The sequence below is a fragment of the Anoxybacillus suryakundensis genome (assembly GCF_001418025.1).
GTDB classification, from domain to species: domain Bacteria; phylum Bacillota; class Bacilli; order Bacillales; family Anoxybacillaceae; genus Anoxybacillus; species Anoxybacillus tengchongensis.
This window is the reverse complement of record NZ_LIOK01000001.1, coordinates 208,939-225,671: the sequence shown is the minus strand read 5'-3', so window position 1 is coordinate 225,671 and position 16,733 is coordinate 208,939. Positions and strand designations below refer to the sequence as shown.

The following is a 16,733-nucleotide window of genomic DNA, read 5'->3' as shown; positions in this document are numbered from 1 at the left end:
TTGTTTGCTACAATGAAGAAGGGGAAAGTTTATAGTTAAGGAGGGAATAAGCGTGAAAGAGAAATTAATTGACATAGTTAATAAACAAATTGCAAATTGGAACGTGCTTTATGTGAAGCTACACAACTATCATTGGTATGTGAAAGGACCACAGTTTTTTACATTGCACACAAAATTTGAAGAGTTATACAATGAAGCAGCGCTACATATCGACGAGTTGGCTGAGCGTCTGTTGGCGTTAGGTGGAAAACCGTTAGCGACGATGAAAGATTATTTAGCGGCAGCTTCTGTACATGAAGCAAAAGGAAATGAAACAGCAGAAGAAATGGTGGAAGAAATCGTTCGCGATTTTGAAACGATGATTCAAGAGCTAAAAGATGGCATGAACTATGCGGGAGAAATTGATGATGAAACGACAGGTGATATGCTTTTAGGCATTCATCAAAGTTTAGAAAAGCACGTATGGATGTTAAAATCGTTTCTTGGATAAGGTGGGGAATCCCACCTTTTTGTGTTTTGTCGAGCGTTTTATGCTTTCGTTGCATGAAAACAAATGGATCGACTCACACTAACCGTAACAAATGGAAAAGAGGTGGGCCGATGAAAAAAACGTATTATGTTTCAGTGGCACGCGGTGAAATTTCACAAATAAAAACCGCTTCACCATGGGAATTTCGCATTGAGGCGACGGATGAAGAAATCATTCAATTACGTGAGTATTTTGATGAAATGTACTCATCCGATTGGCAATCATTTTGGCGCGCACATGTGCCATATGTGCAATACCATTATGATCGGCCGAACGACGGGTATGACAACGCAATGAAAAAAGTGTATGAAATAATTTATGAACTTGGAGATGAAGAAGCAAAACAACAAATTGAAGAGATGGGAGTTATAGAATCGTAAAAGCTGTCGATCATCGACCTGTGTGGTACAATAAAGAAAACATCTAGTTGAGGGTAGACGGTGATGATAGTATTTCAAGATTATTACGGATATGATGTTCGCCTTTCTTTTTCTGACCATCCTTTTTCAAGACACCCGAAACATGTATTTGTCATTTGCCGTTACGATAACCATTGGCTGTTGACAAATCACGAAACACGCGGTTGGGAGTTTCCGGGTGGAAAAGTGGAAGAAGGAGAAACAGCGAAACAGGCTGCCATTCGCGAAGTAAGAGAAGAAACAGGGGGGATTGTTCAAACGATCACATATATCGGGCAGTATGAAGTGAAACGCCCAAATGAAACGATCGTAAAAAATATTTATTTTGCCTACGTAGCTTTTCTTGAACAGAGAGAGTCGTATTTTGAAACAAACGGTCCTGTACAAATGGAGTACATACCAGATGATGTAACGACAGACGGGCGGTTTAGTTTTATTATGAAAGATGGCGTATGGGCATATACGAAACAAGAGTTACAGCGGCGGGGAATGATTTAAAACCCCACCGCTTTTTCTTTATGCGTGGGGTTATACGCGTTTTATTAATTTTTTTTCAAGCCAACCGACAAGCTGGTACATGATGCTAGAGAGCAAAGCAATCATAAGCAAACTTAATAAAACGAGCGTAAAGTTAAACACTTGGAATCCGTAAATAATCATATAACCGAGCCCTTGTTTAGAGACGAGAAATTCACCGACGATGACACCGACCCAAGATAAGCCAACGTTCACTTTTAGCGTTGAAATAATGGTCGGAAAGGAAGCAGGTAAAATGGCTTCTGTAAACCATTGTCGCTTCGTTGCACCGAACGTTTGAAGTACTTTCATATAATTTGCATCTACTTCTTTAAACGAGGTGTAAACGACAATCGTTGTAATAATGATCGAAATGATCGCTCCCATCGCGACAATCGATGTCATATTTGGTCCGAGTGCGACGATGAAAATCGGGCCAAGTGCTACTTTTGGCATGGCGTTTAAAATGACTAAGTACGGATCAATAATTTTTGAGACGCGAGGAAACCACCAAAGTATTGCAGCAAAACAAACGCCAATCATCGTGCCAACAATAAAGCCGAGTATGGTTTCTGTTAATGTGACGGTTGTATGTGAAAGCAATGTGTGATCGCGTATTTTTGTCATAAACAAATGCCAAATCGAGGACGGTGAGCTAAATAAAAGAGGATCGATCCAATGAAAACGGCTTGCGATTTCCCATAAGCTGAAAAATGCAATGACAATGATCGCTTGAAAAAAGCGGACAATTCGTTTTTCACGTTTTTCATATGCCATATACTGATCGTATATACGTTGCAACCATTCATGTTTGTTCAATGCTCTCTAACTCCTTCCAAATCATTTGAAAGAGCGGTGAAAAATCTGGATGTTGACGAGCTTGAAACGGTGTACAAGCTCTTAATGAATCTGGAACGGTAATGATTTTTTGAATTTTTCCTGGTCTAGCGGTAAATAAAACGATCCGATCGCTCATTGCAATGGCTTCACCAATATCGTGCGTGACGAGAAGTGCCGTTTTTCTATATTGTTTTAACGTCTCCCATACGAGATCTTCTAGTTTAAGTTTTGTTTGATAATCGAGCGCAGAAAAAGGTTCATCTAACAACAATATTTTCGGATCGGTTGCAAGTGTACGTACGAGGGCGGCACGCTGGCGCATTCCTCCTGACAATTCATTCGGATAGCGGTTATCGACATCGCGCAGACCGATTTGGTGCAATAAGGCGAGCGTTTGTTTCTTCGTTTTCTCGCTATATTTGCCCGTTAGTTTTAATCCGAGTGTGACGTTTTGTTCAATCGTTTTCCACGGGAACAAATAATCATGTTGGAGCATATACCCAATCGCTTGGCGCATTGTGTGTATCTCTTTTCCTTCGATCAGCACACGCCCTTTTGTCGGGGTGATCAATCCAGCAATAATGGAAAGAAGCGTCGTTTTTCCACAGCCGCTTGGGCCGAGGAAGGAGAGAAATTCTCCTCTCTCGACATTGAGCGACAAATGATCAAGCGCTAATACGGCAGATTGATTGGTGACGTAGGCGTGCATCACTTGATCAATTGTTAAAATGGGCATGATGTTCACCTACTTTTTCGCTTTTTCAGCGAACGATGTATTCACTAAAATCGAGTGGTCAATGTAGGAAGGTAACTCATTTGCTTCTTTCATCACGTTTTGAAGATGATTCCACTCTTCTTCGTCTAAAATCGGATCAGTTGCATATGAGCCTTGATTTTTATAGCGCTCGACGACTTTTTCGATAAGAGAGATATGTGTATTTTCAAAGTATGGCTGAATGACTGTTGCAATTTCTTTTGCATCGTGTGCTTGCACCCATGTCTGTGCTTTATAGAGGGCACGTGTAAATTTTTCGATGACATCTTTATTTTCGTCAATAAAACTTTGTTTTGCCATAAATGTTGTGTACGGGAGGTGTCCAGATTCTGTTCCGAACGAAGCGACAATATACCCTTTTCCTTCTTGTTCAAAAATACTAGCCGTCGGTTCGAATAGTTGGACGAAATCACCTGTTCCGCTCGCAAACGCATTGGCAATATTGGCAAATTCAATATTTTGAATGAGATGTAAGTCTTTATGTGGATCGATTCCGTGTTGCTTCAAGACATACTCTCCGACCATTTGCGGCATACCGCCTTTTCGTTGCCCTAAAAATGTACTTCCTTTCAGTTGATCCCAAGTGAAGTTGGCGATTGGTTCGCGGGAAACTAAAAATGTACCATCGGTTTGTGTCAATTGCGCGAAATTGATGACCGGATCAACGGCTCCTTGACTGTATACGTAAATAGATGTTTCGGAACCGACAAGTGCAATATCTGCTCCGTTCGATAAAAGCGTCGTCATTGTTTTATCGCCGCCCCACGTTGTATTTAGCTCAATATGAAGTCCTTCTTCAGCAAAAAAACCTTTCTCAATTGCCACGTATTGTGGAGCGTAAAAAATTGATCGAGTGACTTCGGCAATGCGCAACGTTTTTACATCATTTGATGAGCAAGCCGCGAGTAAAAACGTCAAAGCAATGAGCAAAAACCCCCATTTTCGCATCTTCTTCCCCTCTTTCCTTTCGTTTGCTTTATCGTATGCGCCTAATAAAAATGTGTGAATGCCCGAAAAAGAAAACCGCCGTGACAGGTGACACGACGGTTTAATTAATCGAATGTAAGGAAATCAATTCATATGTAACGATCGTTGTCTCGTTTTCAAGAACAAGTTTTTTGACAACAGCTTGCCCTGTTGCTTCTCCGTGTTTTGTTCGTCTTACTTCTAATGGGATATCAAGCGGATATAGACGATAGCCTTCTTTTTGCAAAGTGAATAGATTATGTTCGATTCGTTTTTCTTTTCCGTTCGTGACGATCATCGTTTGAATCTCTAACGGCATACCCATATGGATCACCCCACATTTTTACCTTCATTGAAACACATTTATGACAATTACACAACTACATTTCATATTTTTGTAACTATATCATATAAACAAATCATATTACCTAGTAATAAATTCTATTGACAGGACAAGAATGTAAATGATACGATGGCAATAAGCTTTAGAAAGAGATATTAGAATATTCATTTCTTTTTGAAGCGAAGTGTTTATGTATGAGGGGAGTTTTTTTATTGATGAAACAATTTCATTCATTTGGGTGGTACGCGGCTCGCATTGCCCCGTATTTGCCTGAGGAAGCGTTCCGTCCTGTTCCATCTCGTCTGTTCGGTGGCCTTGCTTACATGCTCGTTTTAGTTAGTAGCATTGTCACGATTTCTTTATTTGATCTACATTGGTTATGGAATGGATTGCTTTCGATTGTTATTGGGTTTTGTTTTGCAGGTTTAGGGTTTTTAGGACATGAAATTTTGCATGGAACGGTCGTAAAGAGAGCATGGCTTCGTGATTTATTAGGCGGCATCGCATTTTTGCCGCTTTGCACAGGTCCAAAGTTATGGAGAAAGTGGCATAACGCAACGCATCATGTGCATACTCAACATGAGGAGCTCGACCCAGATGCGTGGCCGACGATCAAACGTTTAGCTCAAAGTCGTTTTCTTCGCTGGATTTACCGCATTCCGTTTCCGATTCGTGCGTTTTTCTCATTTTTGTCTTTAGCAGGGATGTTTACGGTTCATTCACTTCATATGCTTCTTCACTTTTGGAAGGAGTTTGAACGGGGCAGTCGTCGGGCTGTATTTTGGCAGTTTGTATTACCTTGGTCGATATGGATTGGGTTATTGTTGATGATCGGAGTGGAAAAATGGCTCTTTGCGTTCGTTCTTCCATTGCTTATTGGAAATGCGATCGTTATGGGGTACATTTCAACGAATCATCGCTTAAATCCACTCGTTCCGGTTAACGATCCGCTAGCTAATAGCTTAACAGTTATTGTGCCGAAATGGGTTGATGTGTTGCATTTTAACTTTTCACACCATACAGAACATCATTTATTCCCAGCAATGAGTTCAAAATATTATCCGCTAGTTAAACAATATATTAAGCAACTATGGCCGGATCGTTATCATGAAATGCCGATGACAAAAGCATTAATTGCTCTATGGAAAACGCCGCGGCTTTATCATGAGCAAACAGAACTCATCGAACCACGCCAAGGATACGTATACGGAACGCTCGGAAATGGATTGAATATAGATGATCTTTCTCATAAAGTGAAAGAAAATGTTTTAGAAAAAATGGTCAAACAAAAATAAGCGTCATATATGGGCGCTTTTTTTGTTTGTAGAATAAAGAGAAGACGTGGCAATGAGCCACGCCTTATTTTTTCCTTTGCAGCATAAGAGGGAGCTCTAAGTGATGTTCATGTAAAAACGGTTCGTTCGTTAACACGTTTTCTGTCGGACCGTCGTATACGATCGTTCCGTTTGCAAGTACAATCGTTCGCTCACAACATTCAAGTACGAAGTCAAGGTCATGTGTCGTTACAATTTTTGTGTGTGGCAACTCTTGAACGAGGTGAATGAGCGTTCGCCGCGCTTTCGGATCTAACGCCGCCGTCGGTTCATCCATCAGCAAAATTTTCGGTTTCATTGCAAGCACAGTTGCTATAGTGACGAGTCGTTTTTCTCCTTCAGACAAACGATAAGGTGGACGATCTTTTACATGCATAGCACCAACAATCGTTAAAGCATTTGCTACCCGCTGGTTCACTTCATCTTCATTTATGCCGTCATTGCGAAGTGCAAATGCGACATCATCGTAGACAGTTGGCATAAATAATTGATCATCTGCTTGCTGAAATGTAAAGCCAACAATTTGACGAATATGTCGTAACGTTTGTTTCGACATGCGCATATTGTCAATGACAATGCATCCACTTTGTGGTGTATATAATCCGACGAGCAGTTTTAATAACGTTGATTTCCCTGCCCCGTTTGCTCCAATAATCCCAATGCATTCTCCCTTTTGAACCGAAAAGGAAAGATCGCGAATGGCTTCATGACCATCTGGATATACGTAGAAAACATTTGATACACTTATCATCATATGATCACCAAACGATAAACGATGAACAATATAACCGTTACATATGTGTATACCATCTCTTTCATTGTCCATCGTTTTATTTTTATATGCATATGTTGAATAGAAAAGCCTCGCAACGTCATTGCTTCATACACGCGCTCAGCGCGATCGAAAGTTCGTAAAAGTAAATGTCCAACGAGCGATCCCCAAACAGATAGTTTGATAGCGCGATGGTGTGGGGCTCGCAACATGTACGCCTCGCGAAGGCGTTTTGCTTCCTCTAAAAATAAAAAAATGTATCGATGTGTCAAAAGCAATTGAATAACGAGAAAGCGTGGAATGCGCAAAGAAAGGAGCGCACCAGCAAGTTGTTCAATCGGTGTAGTTAAAAATAAAATGGTTGCTGCAAGTATTGCAAGTGTGTTTTTTAAAACAAATGTAGAAAATGCCATCCATCTTGCTTCGATGTACCAATGAAAAAATAATATATGTTCATCAATAAAAAGCAATTGCGAAACTCCTATGACTGTAGCAAATGGCAATGAAGCGATGAGTACGTGTTTTATATGACGAATAGAAAGGCGATAAAAAATGATCATAGCGATCGGGTAAAGCGATAACGGTACCATTTCAATAAAAGCATATGAATGAAACGATGCAACGACGAAGATGTATGTAAACGTTATAATTAGTATACTTAGCGGATGAATATGACGTCGTTGCACAATGTTTAGCATATGTGGATAGATCAAGCTTCTCTTCTCCATTTTTTAATGATGTATGGCGCCACGATTGCTACAGCAACAATGAATGCACCGATAACACCAGAAATACTTGTCCCGATATCTAGCCATCCGATTGATGTGCCTCCGCCTTTCAGATTGTAGTCAGGAAGCAAAGCAAGCGATTGTTGGAGACGTTCAAGTGCGTGATGAATTGCCGTTGTTGCATGCAGTTCATCCGTACCGATCGTATGAAAAATAGACCACTCTAATCCATCTGGCTTAGAAGAAGCGATGGATGAAAAAATGCCACCAATGATGAGAGCAAGCAAACCGAGCGTCCCGATGAGGCGATTCATCGGCGTCTCTATTGTTGGCGAAAGCTCTGGTTTTGTTTTTGCAACAAAGGAGATAACAGTAGCGGTAGCTATTCCTTCTACAATGCCAATCGCTAAGTGAATAGGTTGCATAAATAACGTGAAAGTTGTAAATGGAAGCTCGACTTTGCCTGACAACAATGTTTGAACGACGACACTAAATGCACCGAGTTGTAATCCAACGACAGCAGCGATAATGGAGGCGAACCATATGTTCGTTCGACGAATGAGCTGCTTATATAACGGATACGCGATAAAACATGTGTAAAAGCCGAGATTAAGCACGTTACATCCGAAAGCTAAAAGTCCACCATCTGCGAAAAAGAGTGCTTGTATAAATAAAACGACGGATAACGTTAAAAATGCTGCATACGGACCGAGCAAAGCGGCAAGCAACAGTCCACCTCCTAAATGTCCGCTCGATCCTGTACCCGGAATAGCAAAGTTAATCATTTGCGCGGCAAATACAAATGCTCCGAGCACTCCCATAAGTGGCAGCTTTTTTTCATCAGCTTCAATGTTCAGTTTTTTTAATGAGTAGCTTGCTATACCTGCTGTAGCCCCCCACATCGCTATTCCTACCGTAGGTGAAATGAGCGCATCTGCCATATGCATCGCCAGTATCCCCCCTCATGCTTTATTATAGGGGAGATGTACGATGAAAAGCTATTTTATTTTTTCTTTTAGCTTACTTATTATATAATTTTTCGTCTTTTCGTCATAAACACCATTTTTATTTCCACCAGAAAACATGAGATTGACCCGTTGCACAGCATCTAACGTTTTTTTGCCGAATATCCCGTCTTCTGCTCCACATTTGAAATTGATTGCATTTAATGCTTGTTGTAAGATGCGCACGTCTTCACCACGATCACCGTATCGTAATACTTTATTCGGAAGTTTGCTTATTAGTTGTTCAATTGGATTTTGCTGTTTTAGTGGTTGATTGACCGATTGCGATGGAGACTTGACTTCTGATTTGTTTACTTGCTTTTCGATAATTATTTGTTGGCCAGGCTGTAATGTTCGTGGATTGATGTCTGGATTTAGACGAAGTAACGTTTTTACACTTACCCCTGTTTTTTGGCTAATTGCCCATAACGTATCTCCTTGTTGAACGGTATATTGTTTTACTTCTTCTTTGATCTGAACAGTGACGTTTTCTTTTTCATTTAGTACTTCTAAGTAGTTAAAGCACGGACATTGTTTCCATTCATATCCTTTCAGCTCGTTATGTCCTTTTACGTCTTTATAGTTCGGCATGATGCTGACAAGTGTTTTGTATAATGCTTTCAATGATTGTTTTTGCTCATTTGTCGGTTGTTGTGTGCGAAAATCCCCTGTTAAACAAATGCCAATGCAGTATGAGTTATGATTACCAACATGGTAGCTAATTGTTTCTAAATCGTTGCAAAAATGAATCGTTCCGTCTTGTTCGATAACAAAATGGTATCCGATTCCTGGCCACCCCTTGCTAACATGATAATTAGCAAATGCAAATGCCGAGCCTGTTTTCGTTAAACTATGATGAATAATAATATGTGTTTTTTGCTGCAATGTTGTTTTTTTGTACGACTGTCCAGAACGAGTAGGGAGAAGATGACGTACATCTTTTAATTGCGGGAGAGCAAATAGTCCATTCATTTTGTATCCTCCTTTTGTTCACTTCTATACACTACTATATGTTTCATAGTAAAAATGGTTTGTACGAAGTCATTAAAAATAAAAAAAGCTGCCGAATAAGCAGGCAGCTTTTGTCATTTATCCAATTGGTCCACCGAACTGTTCAATGCGTGGATCAACGTTTTTGAATTTCTTGAAGTTTTCGCGGAACTTCGCCGCAAGCTCTTTTGCTTTTTGTTCGTACTCTGCTTGATCCGCCCATGTACTTTTTGGTTGTAGCACTTCATCAGGAACACCTGGGACGTGAAGTGGAATGTGTAATCCAAAAATAGGATCTTGAACGGTTTCGACGTTATTTAACTCTCCTTCTAACGCTGCTTTCACCATCGCGCGCGTATACGACAGCTTCATTCGTTCACCAACGCCGTATCCACCACCAGTCCAACCAGTGTTCACTAAAAAGACTTGAACGTCGTGAGCATCGATTTTTTGTCCGAGCATGTCTGCATATCGTGTTGCTGGAAGCGGTAAAAACGGCGAGCCGAAGCATGTAGAGAACGTTGCTTCTGGTGCTGTAATCCCGCGCTCTGTACCTGCTAACTTGCTTGTATACCCGCTTAAGAAATGATACATTGCTTGCTCTTTTGTGAGTTTGCTAATTGGTGGCAATACACCGAACGCATCTGCTGTTAAAAAGACGATTGTATGCGGGTGGCCAGCAACGCTTGGCTGAACGATGTTATCCATCGCTTCAAGCGGGTATGCGGCACGTGTATTTTCAGTTAACGTCGCATCGTCATAGTTTGGTATGCGCGTATCTGGGTCAATCATGACGTTTTCTAATACAGAACCGAAGCGAATCGCGTCAAAAATTTGTGGCTCTTTTTCACGTGATAAGTTAATGCACTTAGCATAACATCCGCCTTCAATATTAAAGACACCGTTGTTTGACCAACCGTGCTCATCATCGCCAATTAAGCGACGGTTTGGATCGGCAGAGAGCGTCGTCTTTCCTGTGCCTGATAAACCGAAAAAGAGCGCGACATCTCCTTCTTGACCAACGTTTGCTGAACAGTGCATCGGGAAGATTCCTTGCTCTGGCAATAAGAAGTTCATGACGGAGAAAATTGATTTTTTCATTTCACCTGCATATTCTGTCCCACCAATTAGCACAGTGCGACGTTCAAACGAGATGATAATAAATGTTTCTGAACGCGTGCCGTCAACAGCTGGATCGGCTTTAAATGTTGGAGCAGAAATGACTGTAAATTGTGACTCATGCGCTTGTAATTCTTCCGTTGTTGGACGAATGAATAACTGATGGGCGAATAAGTTATGCCAAGCAAATTCGTTGACAACTTGAATTGGCAAACGATAAGCTGGATCAGCGCCTGCAAAGCCATTAAATACAAACAATTCTTCTTTTGTCATTAAATAATCGATCACTTTGTTGTAAAGTTTATCAAATACTTCCTCAGAAATTGGTTGATTGACAGTTCCCCAATCAATTTTATGTTTAACAGATGGCTCTTCGACAATATATTTATCTTTCGGGGAGCGACCTGTATATTTTCCTGTTGTTGCACAAATCGCTCCTGATAAAGTAAGAATGCCTTCTTTCCGAGTTAATACTTTCTCTACTAGTCGTGGTACAGATAAGTTATGAAAAACCCCATCCCTTTGTAAGAGTGTCGATAATTTGTTTGTCAGTTCAATGGAATTCATTGGACAAAACCTACCTTTGTTTGATTTATCTTTATGTAAAAAGTATAACACATTTTAATAAATAGTCCATACTAATTAGCGTATTTTTCTTGAATTTATTTTCAAAATCATTACAGTAGAAAAAACGTTGACTCGCTGATGATATATGTGATATGATGCTGAGATGAACGGATACTCTTATCCCGAGTTGGTGGAGGGAGACAGGCCCGATGAAACCCAGCAACCGTCACGTATGTGAAAAGGTGCTAACCTGTGGCAAGGGAACGCCCTTGAACGATAAGAGTGAAAGGCGCAGACAAATGCAAAAACCTTTCCTCTGAAGGAAAGGTTTTTTTCACGATAGACCATAATAAGAGGGATGAGTACCGTATCATTTGTCATTATTATTGAGGAGGAATGTTTGAATGCCTAAACGTCGTCTGTTTACATCTGAATCTGTAACGGAAGGGCATCCGGATAAAATTTGTGACCAAATTTCCGATGCGATTTTAGATGCGATTTTAGCGAATGATCCAAATGCGCGTGTTGCGTGTGAAACGAGCGTAACAACAGGGCTTGTTTTAGTGAGCGGGGAAATTACAACATCTACATATGTAGATATTCCGAAAATTGTCCGTGAAACGATTCGTGAAATTGGCTATACGCGCGCAAAATACGGCTTTGATGCAGATACGTGCGCTGTATTAACATCAATTGATGAGCAATCTCCAGATATTGCGATGGGTGTTGACAAAGCGTTAGAAGCTCGTGAAGGGCAAATGACAGATGAAGAAATCGAGGCGATCGGTGCAGGTGACCAAGGATTAATGTTTGGCTTCGCGTGCAACGAAACGAAAGAGCTTATGCCGCTTCCAATTTCGCTCGCACATAAACTTGCGCGCCGTCTAGCTGAAGTGCGTAAAGAAGATATCTTACCTTATTTACGTCCAGACGGAAAAACGCAAGTGACAGTGGAGTATGATGAAAACGGCAAACCTGTACGTATCGATACGATCGTTGTTTCTACACAACATCATCCAGAAATTACACAAGATCAAATTGTACGCAACATTAAAGAGCATGTCATTCAACCTGTTGTTCCAGCGGAGTTGATCGATGAAAACACAAAATATTTCATTAACCCAACAGGTCGTTTCGTGATCGGTGGTCCACAAGGTGATGCAGGGTTAACAGGACGCAAAATTATCGTTGACACGTACGGTGGTTATGCTCGTCACGGTGGTGGAGCATTCTCAGGAAAAGACCCAACGAAAGTAGACCGTTCGGCAGCATATGCCGCTCGTTACGTAGCGAAAAACATCGTTGCAGCAGGTCTTGCAGATAAATGTGAAGTGCAGTTAGCGTATGCGATCGGTGTGGCGCAACCAGTATCAATTTCCATTGATACGTTCGGCACAGGTAAAGTATCTGAAGATGTATTAATTGAAGTGGTGCGCAACAATTTTGACCTTCGCCCAGCAGGAATCATTAAAATGCTTGATCTTCGCCGTCCAATTTACAAACAAACAGCTGCTTACGGTCACTTTGGTCGCACAGATATTGATCTTCCTTGGGAGCGTACTGATAAAGCGGAAGCGTTAAAACAACAAGCGTTACAGTTAGCGAAGTAAGAAAAGGGAGAGAGTTACGTCATGTAGCTCTCTCTATTTGTTAGTGAAACGGGGTGAAAACATGTGTGGCTTTGTTGGAGTGATATATGATCAACCAAATCAAATATGCGGTGAATGGAAACAAACGTTTCGTCAGATGAATGATGCGATTATTCATCGTGGACCAGATGACGAGGGATATTTTTTCGATGAGCATGTGCATTTTGCTTTTCGTCGTCTGAGCATTATTGATTTAGAGGCAGGTCATCAGCCGCTTTCCTATGAAAATGATCGATATTGGATTATTTTTAATGGAGAAATCTACAACTATATTGAATTGCGCGAGCAACTTGAGCAAAAAGGATATAAATTTACGACACATTCAGATACAGAAGTTATTTTAGCGTTATATGCTGAAACAAAAGAGGCTTGTGTTCAACAATTGCGCGGTATGTTTGCTTTCGTCATTTGGGATAAAGAAGAAAAAATAGTATTTGCTGCACGCGATCCGTTTGGTATTAAGCCATTTTTTTATACGATTGAAGATGATCGTCTTCTCGTTGCTTCGGAAAAGAAAAGCCTCTTATTAGCAATTGATGGAGATATCAACAGAGAAGCACTCCATCATTATTTAACGTTTCAATATGTGCCAGAGCCACTTACAATGACAGCAAATATTTGTAGACTGAAGCCTGGGCATTATATCATGAAAAAAATTGGCGAGCAACCAATGTTTGTTCGTTATTTTACACCAACATTTATGCCGATCCATCAATCAGAAGAAAAGTGGATTAGTGATATTCGTGATGCGCTATTCAAATCCATTGAAGTGCATATGCGTAGCGATGTGCCTGTCGGTTCTTTTTTATCCGGTGGGATTGATTCCTCACTTGTTGTTGCAATAGCTAAACAATTTCATCCGCAGCTCGAGACGTTTTCGGTTGGATTTGCTCGAGAAGGGTTTAGTGAAATAGATGTGGCGAAAGAAACAGCTGATCAACTACACGTTCGACATTACAGCTATATCATTTCTCCAGAAGAGTACGTACAAGCACTTCCACGTATCATGTGGCATATGGACGACCCGCTCGCTGATCCTGCCGCTGTTCCGCTTTATTTTGTCGCTCGTGAAGCGAGAAAGCGTGTGACGGTCGTTTTATCGGGTGAAGGGGCAGATGAATTATTTGGAGGTTACAATATTTACCGTGAACCATATTCGTTGCGCCTATTCAACCATCTCCCTCGGCCGATGAAGCGCGCATTGCGTATACTTGCCCGTCTTCTTCCTGAAGGAATGAAAGGAAAAAGTTTTATTGAACGCGGTACGACACCATTGCGTGATCGGTATGTTGGCAACGCGAAAATGTTTGAGGAAAAAGAAAAAGCTCTTACATTAAAAGAATACAATAGTGATTGGGAATATACGAACGTAACGAAACATTTATATGATGAAACAGCGTTATACGATCCTGTCGAACAAATGCAATATGTCGATTTGCATACGTGGTTATGTGGAGATATTTTGTTAAAGGCTGACAAAATGACGATGGCTCATTCGCTTGAGTTGCGTGTCCCGTTTTTAGATAAAGAAGTGTTCGCTGTGGCTAAACATATACCTGCTCACTTGAAAACAGCTAACGGTACAACAAAGTATATATTGCGGAAAGTGGCAGAAGGCATTGTTCCAGATCACGTATTGCATCGTAAAAAACTCGGTTTTCCTGTTCCGATTCGTCATTGGTTAAAAGATGAGTTGTACGATTGGGCAAAAACGATGATCCAACAAAGTGAAACGAATCATTTATTCCATAAGCATGTTCTTTTGCAGTTGCTTAATGACCATGCGACAGGAAAAGCCGATTATAGTCGAAAATTATGGACGGTACTGATGTTTATGGTTTGGCATGCCGTGTACGTAGAAGAAAAGTACGATTTTGCAAAGCTATCTCCACTTCTTCGCTCTTACGCGTAACGAGACTCGCGTTTATGCATCACTTGTTCATAGTGGGAAAGAAGTTCGGTGAATATGCTGTTCCAGTCTTTCGTTTCTGCGTATTCCCGAGCGGCTTTCCCCATTTGTTTTCGTTTTTCTTCATTTTTTAACATATATTCAATTGCTGCTCGCCAAGTGTTTAAATCATGAGGAGGGCATAATAAACCTGTTTGTTGCTCTTTCACAATTGTTGTTACGCCACCACGATTTGCGCAAACAACAGGAGTTCCTGATGCGAATGATTCTAATACGACATTGCCAAACGTTTCTGTTGGCGATGGAAATGCAAATACGTCCGCTGCTGCATATGCTTCAGCGAGTGCATCGCCCCTTAAAAACCCTGTAAACGTCACATTACTTGGAGCTATTTGTTGTAATTGCGCTTTTAACGGGCCGTCTCCAACGATCATCCAACGAATAGAAGAAGGCATTTGTTTGGCGAGTTGGATGAGTAAATCGACATTTTTTTCCCGCGCTAACCGACCGACATATAAAACGATATACGGTTCAGTAATGCCATATGCCTGTCGGAATGATCGGTTGTCTTCTTTCGGATAAAATATTGTACAATCAACGCCGCGCGACCAAATGTGTAAGTTTGTAAAGCCGCGCTGTTGCAATTCGTTGAGCGTTTCTTCAGAAGGGACGAAAATTTTTTCGGCAGAACGATGAAACCAATGCATATAACGCCAAAGCCACGGTGATAAAAAATCGAGGTTGTAGTAGTGTAAGTATTGATCAAAATGGGTATGATAAGAAGCGACAAAGGGGATATTCATTTTTTTGGCATAATGCAAACCGCACAGACCGATGTTAAATGGAGTAGCAATATGGATGAGCGTCGGTTGAAATTGCTCTAGCTGCTCTCTTATAGTCATCGTGTTTGGGATTGCCAAACGACATTCGGGATAAAGAAAAAAACGAAAGCTTTTGAAGTGATAAATACAATTTGTCGAAACATCTTCTGTCCGCGTTTCCGGAGCGAAAACGCGGTACGCAACTTGGTGACTTTCTAAAAAATCGACCCATCTTTTTAATGTGTGGGCTACCCCGTTTACTTCAGGGGCAAACGTGTCGGTGAATAAAGCAATTTTCATGCCCATTCCTCCCTTATAAAATGACAGAAAATGAAGCGACGCCAAACAACGTACCGAGCATACAACCGGCAAGCACATCAGACGGATAATGGAGCCCTAAATAAATGCGTGAAACAGCGACACTACATGCGATTGGCAACAGCCAAATCATTAATGGTGGAGCGTATAATAAAAATGGAATAACGACAGAGAATGTGGCCGTCGTATGTCCTGATGGAAATGAATGGTCAGTTAATGGGTTTTTTGTTACCTTCGTGTTATGCAGTGAAATATACGGTCGTTTGCGAGGATACATTTTTTTCATTATTGCGACAGGAATATGGCTAAGTGCTAAGGCGATCGCACTTGCGATAGCAGTATCGCGCCATTCATCATGCAATAACCAAATGGCTAGCATAACGGCTGTAATGGAAAATGTTGCCCCTCCAATGTGTGTAATCGAACGAAAATAGGCGTTTAGCCATTTCTGATCAAAATAACGATTAATGTTGTAAAATAACTTGCATTCCCATTCGTACCATTTTCGTAACATAAGCAAATCCCCCTGACTTTATGATAAAATACATATGTTAAGTAAATAATAAAACAATGTAAAAATACCACGCTTATTTGTCGCGTGGTTTGTTTACTTGAAGTGATTTATAATATTGACCTTTTTCTACGTATTCTCGGCGAATGCGTGCCATTTCACGCTCATCTTCTTCAGTTAGTTCACGGATCACTTTCGCTGGGCGTCCGAATGCAAGTGTGCGGGGAGGGATTTTTTTCCCTTGAGGCACGAGGCTGCCAGCACCGATAAATGCACCTTCACCAATTTCAGCACCGTCTAAAACGATAGAACCCATGCCGACGAGAGCGCCTTTTCTGATGATGGCACTATGTAAAATGACTTGATGTCCAACGGTGACATCATCTTCAATGATGAGTGGGTTGTTTGGACTTTGATGAAGGACAGCGTTGTCTTGAATGTTTACACGGTTGCCGATGATTGTCGGTGCGACATCTCCGCGAATGACCGTGTTAAACCAAACGCTCGTTTCCTCTCCAATCGTTACATCGCCTGTAATTGTGACATAATCTGCGATAAAGGCGGAAGGTGCAATGTTTGGTGTATGTTCTTTATACGGATAAATCATTTCACTCGTCCCTTTC

The 16,733-nt window shown here is 41.0% G+C and carries 18 protein-coding genes and 1 riboswitch; of the genes, 6 read left to right on the top strand and 12 right to left on the bottom strand.

Going from position 1 to position 16,733, the window contains the following annotated elements; translation table 11 throughout:
* Positions 1 to 52 precede the first annotated feature (52 nt).
* From ASC42_RS01090 to ytkD, 3 genes are all read left to right on the top strand, one after another.
* Positions 53 to 490, top strand: a complete 438-nt coding sequence (locus ASC42_RS01090) for a Dps family protein (RefSeq protein WP_055440162.1) — start codon at positions 53 to 55, stop codon at positions 488 to 490.
* 110 nt (positions 491 to 600) lie between these two features.
* Positions 601 to 909 (top strand): hypothetical protein, encoded by a 309-nt coding sequence (locus ASC42_RS01085; protein WP_032100456.1) that lies wholly within the window; start codon positions 601 to 603, stop codon positions 907 to 909.
* A gap of 63 nt (positions 910 to 972) precedes the next feature.
* Entirely contained in the window at positions 973 to 1,446 is a 474-nt protein-coding gene (ytkD, locus tag ASC42_RS01080) for an RNA deprotection pyrophosphohydrolase (RefSeq protein ID WP_055440161.1), read from the top strand.
* Between the two features lie 30 nt (positions 1,447 to 1,476).
* Here ytkD and ASC42_RS01075 read toward each other — a convergent pair whose 3' ends face one another.
* The 4 genes from ASC42_RS01075 to ASC42_RS01060 all read right to left on the bottom strand — a co-directional run bounded on the left by ASC42_RS01075 (position 1,477) and on the right by ASC42_RS01060 (position 4,370).
* Positions 1,477 to 2,283 carry an ABC transporter permease gene (locus tag ASC42_RS01075; RefSeq protein ID WP_209424205.1) on the bottom strand — a complete coding sequence of 269 codons (807 nt, stop codon included), beginning with the start codon at positions 2,281 to 2,283 and terminating at the stop codon, positions 1,477 to 1,479.
* Complete coding sequence (locus ASC42_RS01070; RefSeq protein ID WP_055440160.1) at positions 2,270 to 3,040, bottom strand: ABC transporter ATP-binding protein; 771 nt, start codon at positions 3,038 to 3,040, stop codon at positions 2,270 to 2,272. The genes ASC42_RS01075 and ASC42_RS01070 overlap by 14 nt, the downstream gene beginning before the upstream one ends.
* A 9-nt stretch (positions 3,041 to 3,049) precedes the next feature.
* A complete protein-coding gene (locus ASC42_RS01065) occupies positions 3,050 to 4,027 on the bottom strand; it encodes an ABC transporter substrate-binding protein (protein WP_055440159.1) in 978 nt (325 codons plus the stop codon).
* Positions 4,028 to 4,127: 100 nt separating this feature from the next.
* Entirely contained in the window at positions 4,128 to 4,370 is a 243-nt protein-coding gene (locus tag ASC42_RS01060; RefSeq protein WP_055440158.1) for a DUF2584 domain-containing protein, read from the bottom strand.
* A gap of 233 nt (positions 4,371 to 4,603) precedes the next feature.
* Here ASC42_RS01060 and desB point away from each other — a divergent pair, with 233 nt between their 5' ends.
* Positions 4,604 to 5,683: a Delta(10) desaturase DesB gene (gene desB, locus ASC42_RS01055; protein ID WP_055440186.1), complete on the top strand. Its 1,080-nt coding sequence runs from the start codon at positions 4,604 to 4,606 to the stop codon at positions 5,681 to 5,683.
* A 64-nt stretch (positions 5,684 to 5,747) separates the two neighbouring features.
* Here the strand turns inward: desB and ASC42_RS01050 are convergent, their stop codons facing one another.
* The 5 genes from ASC42_RS01050 to pckA all read right to left on the bottom strand — a co-directional run bounded on the left by ASC42_RS01050 (position 5,748) and on the right by pckA (position 10,902).
* Positions 5,748 to 6,473 (bottom strand): energy-coupling factor ABC transporter ATP-binding protein, encoded by a 726-nt coding sequence (locus ASC42_RS01050; protein WP_055440157.1) that lies wholly within the window; start codon positions 6,471 to 6,473, stop codon positions 5,748 to 5,750.
* Positions 6,473 to 7,207 carry an energy-coupling factor transporter transmembrane component T family protein gene (locus ASC42_RS01045; RefSeq protein WP_245191125.1) on the bottom strand — a complete coding sequence of 245 codons (735 nt, stop codon included), beginning with the start codon at positions 7,205 to 7,207 and terminating at the stop codon, positions 6,473 to 6,475. The genes ASC42_RS01050 and ASC42_RS01045 overlap by 1 nt, the downstream gene beginning before the upstream one ends.
* The gene (locus tag ASC42_RS01040; RefSeq protein WP_055440155.1) at positions 7,204 to 8,169 is read right to left on the bottom strand and encodes an energy-coupling factor ABC transporter permease; all 966 of its coding nucleotides are present in this window, start codon (positions 8,167 to 8,169) and stop codon (positions 7,204 to 7,206) included. Before ASC42_RS01040 ends, ASC42_RS01045 begins: the two co-directional genes overlap by 4 nt.
* Before the next feature lie 51 nt (positions 8,170 to 8,220).
* Entirely contained in the window at positions 8,221 to 9,198 is a 978-nt protein-coding gene (locus tag ASC42_RS01035; protein ID WP_055440154.1) for an N-acetylmuramoyl-L-alanine amidase, read from the bottom strand.
* Between the two features lie 117 nt (positions 9,199 to 9,315).
* On the bottom strand, positions 9,316 to 10,902 hold the full coding sequence (pckA, locus tag ASC42_RS01030; RefSeq protein WP_055440153.1) for a phosphoenolpyruvate carboxykinase (ATP): 1,587 nt from the start codon (positions 10,900 to 10,902) through the stop codon (positions 9,316 to 9,318).
* A 174-nt stretch (positions 10,903 to 11,076) separates the two neighbouring features.
* Positions 11,077 to 11,185: riboswitch (SAM riboswitch) on the top strand.
* 121 nt (positions 11,186 to 11,306) lie between these two features.
* On the opposite strand from pckA, the gene metK reads away from it, so the two are divergent.
* Positions 11,307 to 12,512: a methionine adenosyltransferase gene (gene metK / locus ASC42_RS01025; RefSeq protein ID WP_004888955.1), complete on the top strand. Its 1,206-nt coding sequence runs from the start codon at positions 11,307 to 11,309 to the stop codon at positions 12,510 to 12,512.
* A gap of 61 nt (positions 12,513 to 12,573) precedes the next feature.
* The gene (asnB, locus tag ASC42_RS01020; RefSeq protein ID WP_055440152.1) at positions 12,574 to 14,463 is read left to right on the top strand and encodes an asparagine synthase (glutamine-hydrolyzing); all 1,890 of its coding nucleotides are present in this window, start codon (positions 12,574 to 12,576) and stop codon (positions 14,461 to 14,463) included.
* Here asnB and ASC42_RS01015 read toward each other — a convergent pair.
* The 3 genes from ASC42_RS01015 to ASC42_RS01005 form a co-directional block, all read right to left on the bottom strand.
* A complete protein-coding gene (locus ASC42_RS01015) occupies positions 14,454 to 15,581 on the bottom strand; it encodes a glycosyltransferase family 4 protein (protein ID WP_055440151.1) in 1,128 nt (375 codons plus the stop codon). The genes asnB and ASC42_RS01015 overlap by 10 nt on opposite strands.
* A gap of 13 nt (positions 15,582 to 15,594) precedes the next feature.
* Entirely contained in the window at positions 15,595 to 16,113 is a 519-nt protein-coding gene (locus tag ASC42_RS01010) for a phosphatase PAP2 family protein (protein ID WP_055440150.1), read from the bottom strand.
* A gap of 73 nt (positions 16,114 to 16,186) precedes the next feature.
* Positions 16,187 to 16,717 carry a gamma carbonic anhydrase gene (locus tag ASC42_RS01005; protein WP_032100444.1) on the bottom strand — a complete coding sequence of 177 codons (531 nt, stop codon included), beginning with the start codon at positions 16,715 to 16,717 and terminating at the stop codon, positions 16,187 to 16,189.
* Positions 16,718 to 16,733 lie beyond the last annotated feature (16 nt).

Bases quoted from the DNA above. Each gene is read 5' to 3' on its own strand.
- pckA (WP_055440153.1), bottom strand. From the start codon at position 10,902: ATGAATTCCATTGAACTGACAAACAAATTATCGACACTCTTACAAAGG.
- ASC42_RS01035 (WP_055440154.1), bottom strand. From the start codon at position 9,198: ATGAATGGACTATTTGCTCTCCCGCAATTAAAAGATGTACGTCATCTT.
- ASC42_RS01060 (WP_055440158.1), bottom strand. From the start codon at position 4,370: ATGGGTATGCCGTTAGAGATTCAAACGATGATCGTCACGAACGGAAAA.
- asnB (WP_055440152.1), top strand. From the start codon at position 12,574: ATGTGTGGCTTTGTTGGAGTGATATATGATCAACCAAATCAAATATGC.
- ASC42_RS01065 (WP_055440159.1), bottom strand. From the start codon at position 4,027: ATGCGAAAATGGGGGTTTTTGCTCATTGCTTTGACGTTTTTACTCGCG.
- ASC42_RS01005 (WP_032100444.1), bottom strand. From the start codon at position 16,717: ATGATTTATCCGTATAAAGAACATACACCAAACATTGCACCTTCCGCC.
- ytkD (WP_055440161.1), top strand. From the start codon at position 973: ATGATAGTATTTCAAGATTATTACGGATATGATGTTCGCCTTTCTTTT.
- ASC42_RS01040 (WP_055440155.1), bottom strand. From the start codon at position 8,169: ATGCATATGGCAGATGCGCTCATTTCACCTACGGTAGGAATAGCGATG.
- ASC42_RS01015 (WP_055440151.1), bottom strand. From the start codon at position 15,581: ATGAAAATTGCTTTATTCACCGACACGTTTGCCCCTGAAGTAAACGGG.
- ASC42_RS01070 (WP_055440160.1), bottom strand. From the start codon at position 3,040: ATGCCCATTTTAACAATTGATCAAGTGATGCACGCCTACGTCACCAAT.
- ASC42_RS01050 (WP_055440157.1), bottom strand. From the start codon at position 6,473: ATGATAAGTGTATCAAATGTTTTCTACGTATATCCAGATGGTCATGAA.
- ASC42_RS01085 (WP_032100456.1), top strand. From the start codon at position 601: ATGAAAAAAACGTATTATGTTTCAGTGGCACGCGGTGAAATTTCACAA.
- metK (WP_004888955.1), top strand. From the start codon at position 11,307: ATGCCTAAACGTCGTCTGTTTACATCTGAATCTGTAACGGAAGGGCAT.
- desB (WP_055440186.1), top strand. From the start codon at position 4,604: ATGAAACAATTTCATTCATTTGGGTGGTACGCGGCTCGCATTGCCCCG.
- ASC42_RS01010 (WP_055440150.1), bottom strand. From the start codon at position 16,113: ATGTTACGAAAATGGTACGAATGGGAATGCAAGTTATTTTACAACATT.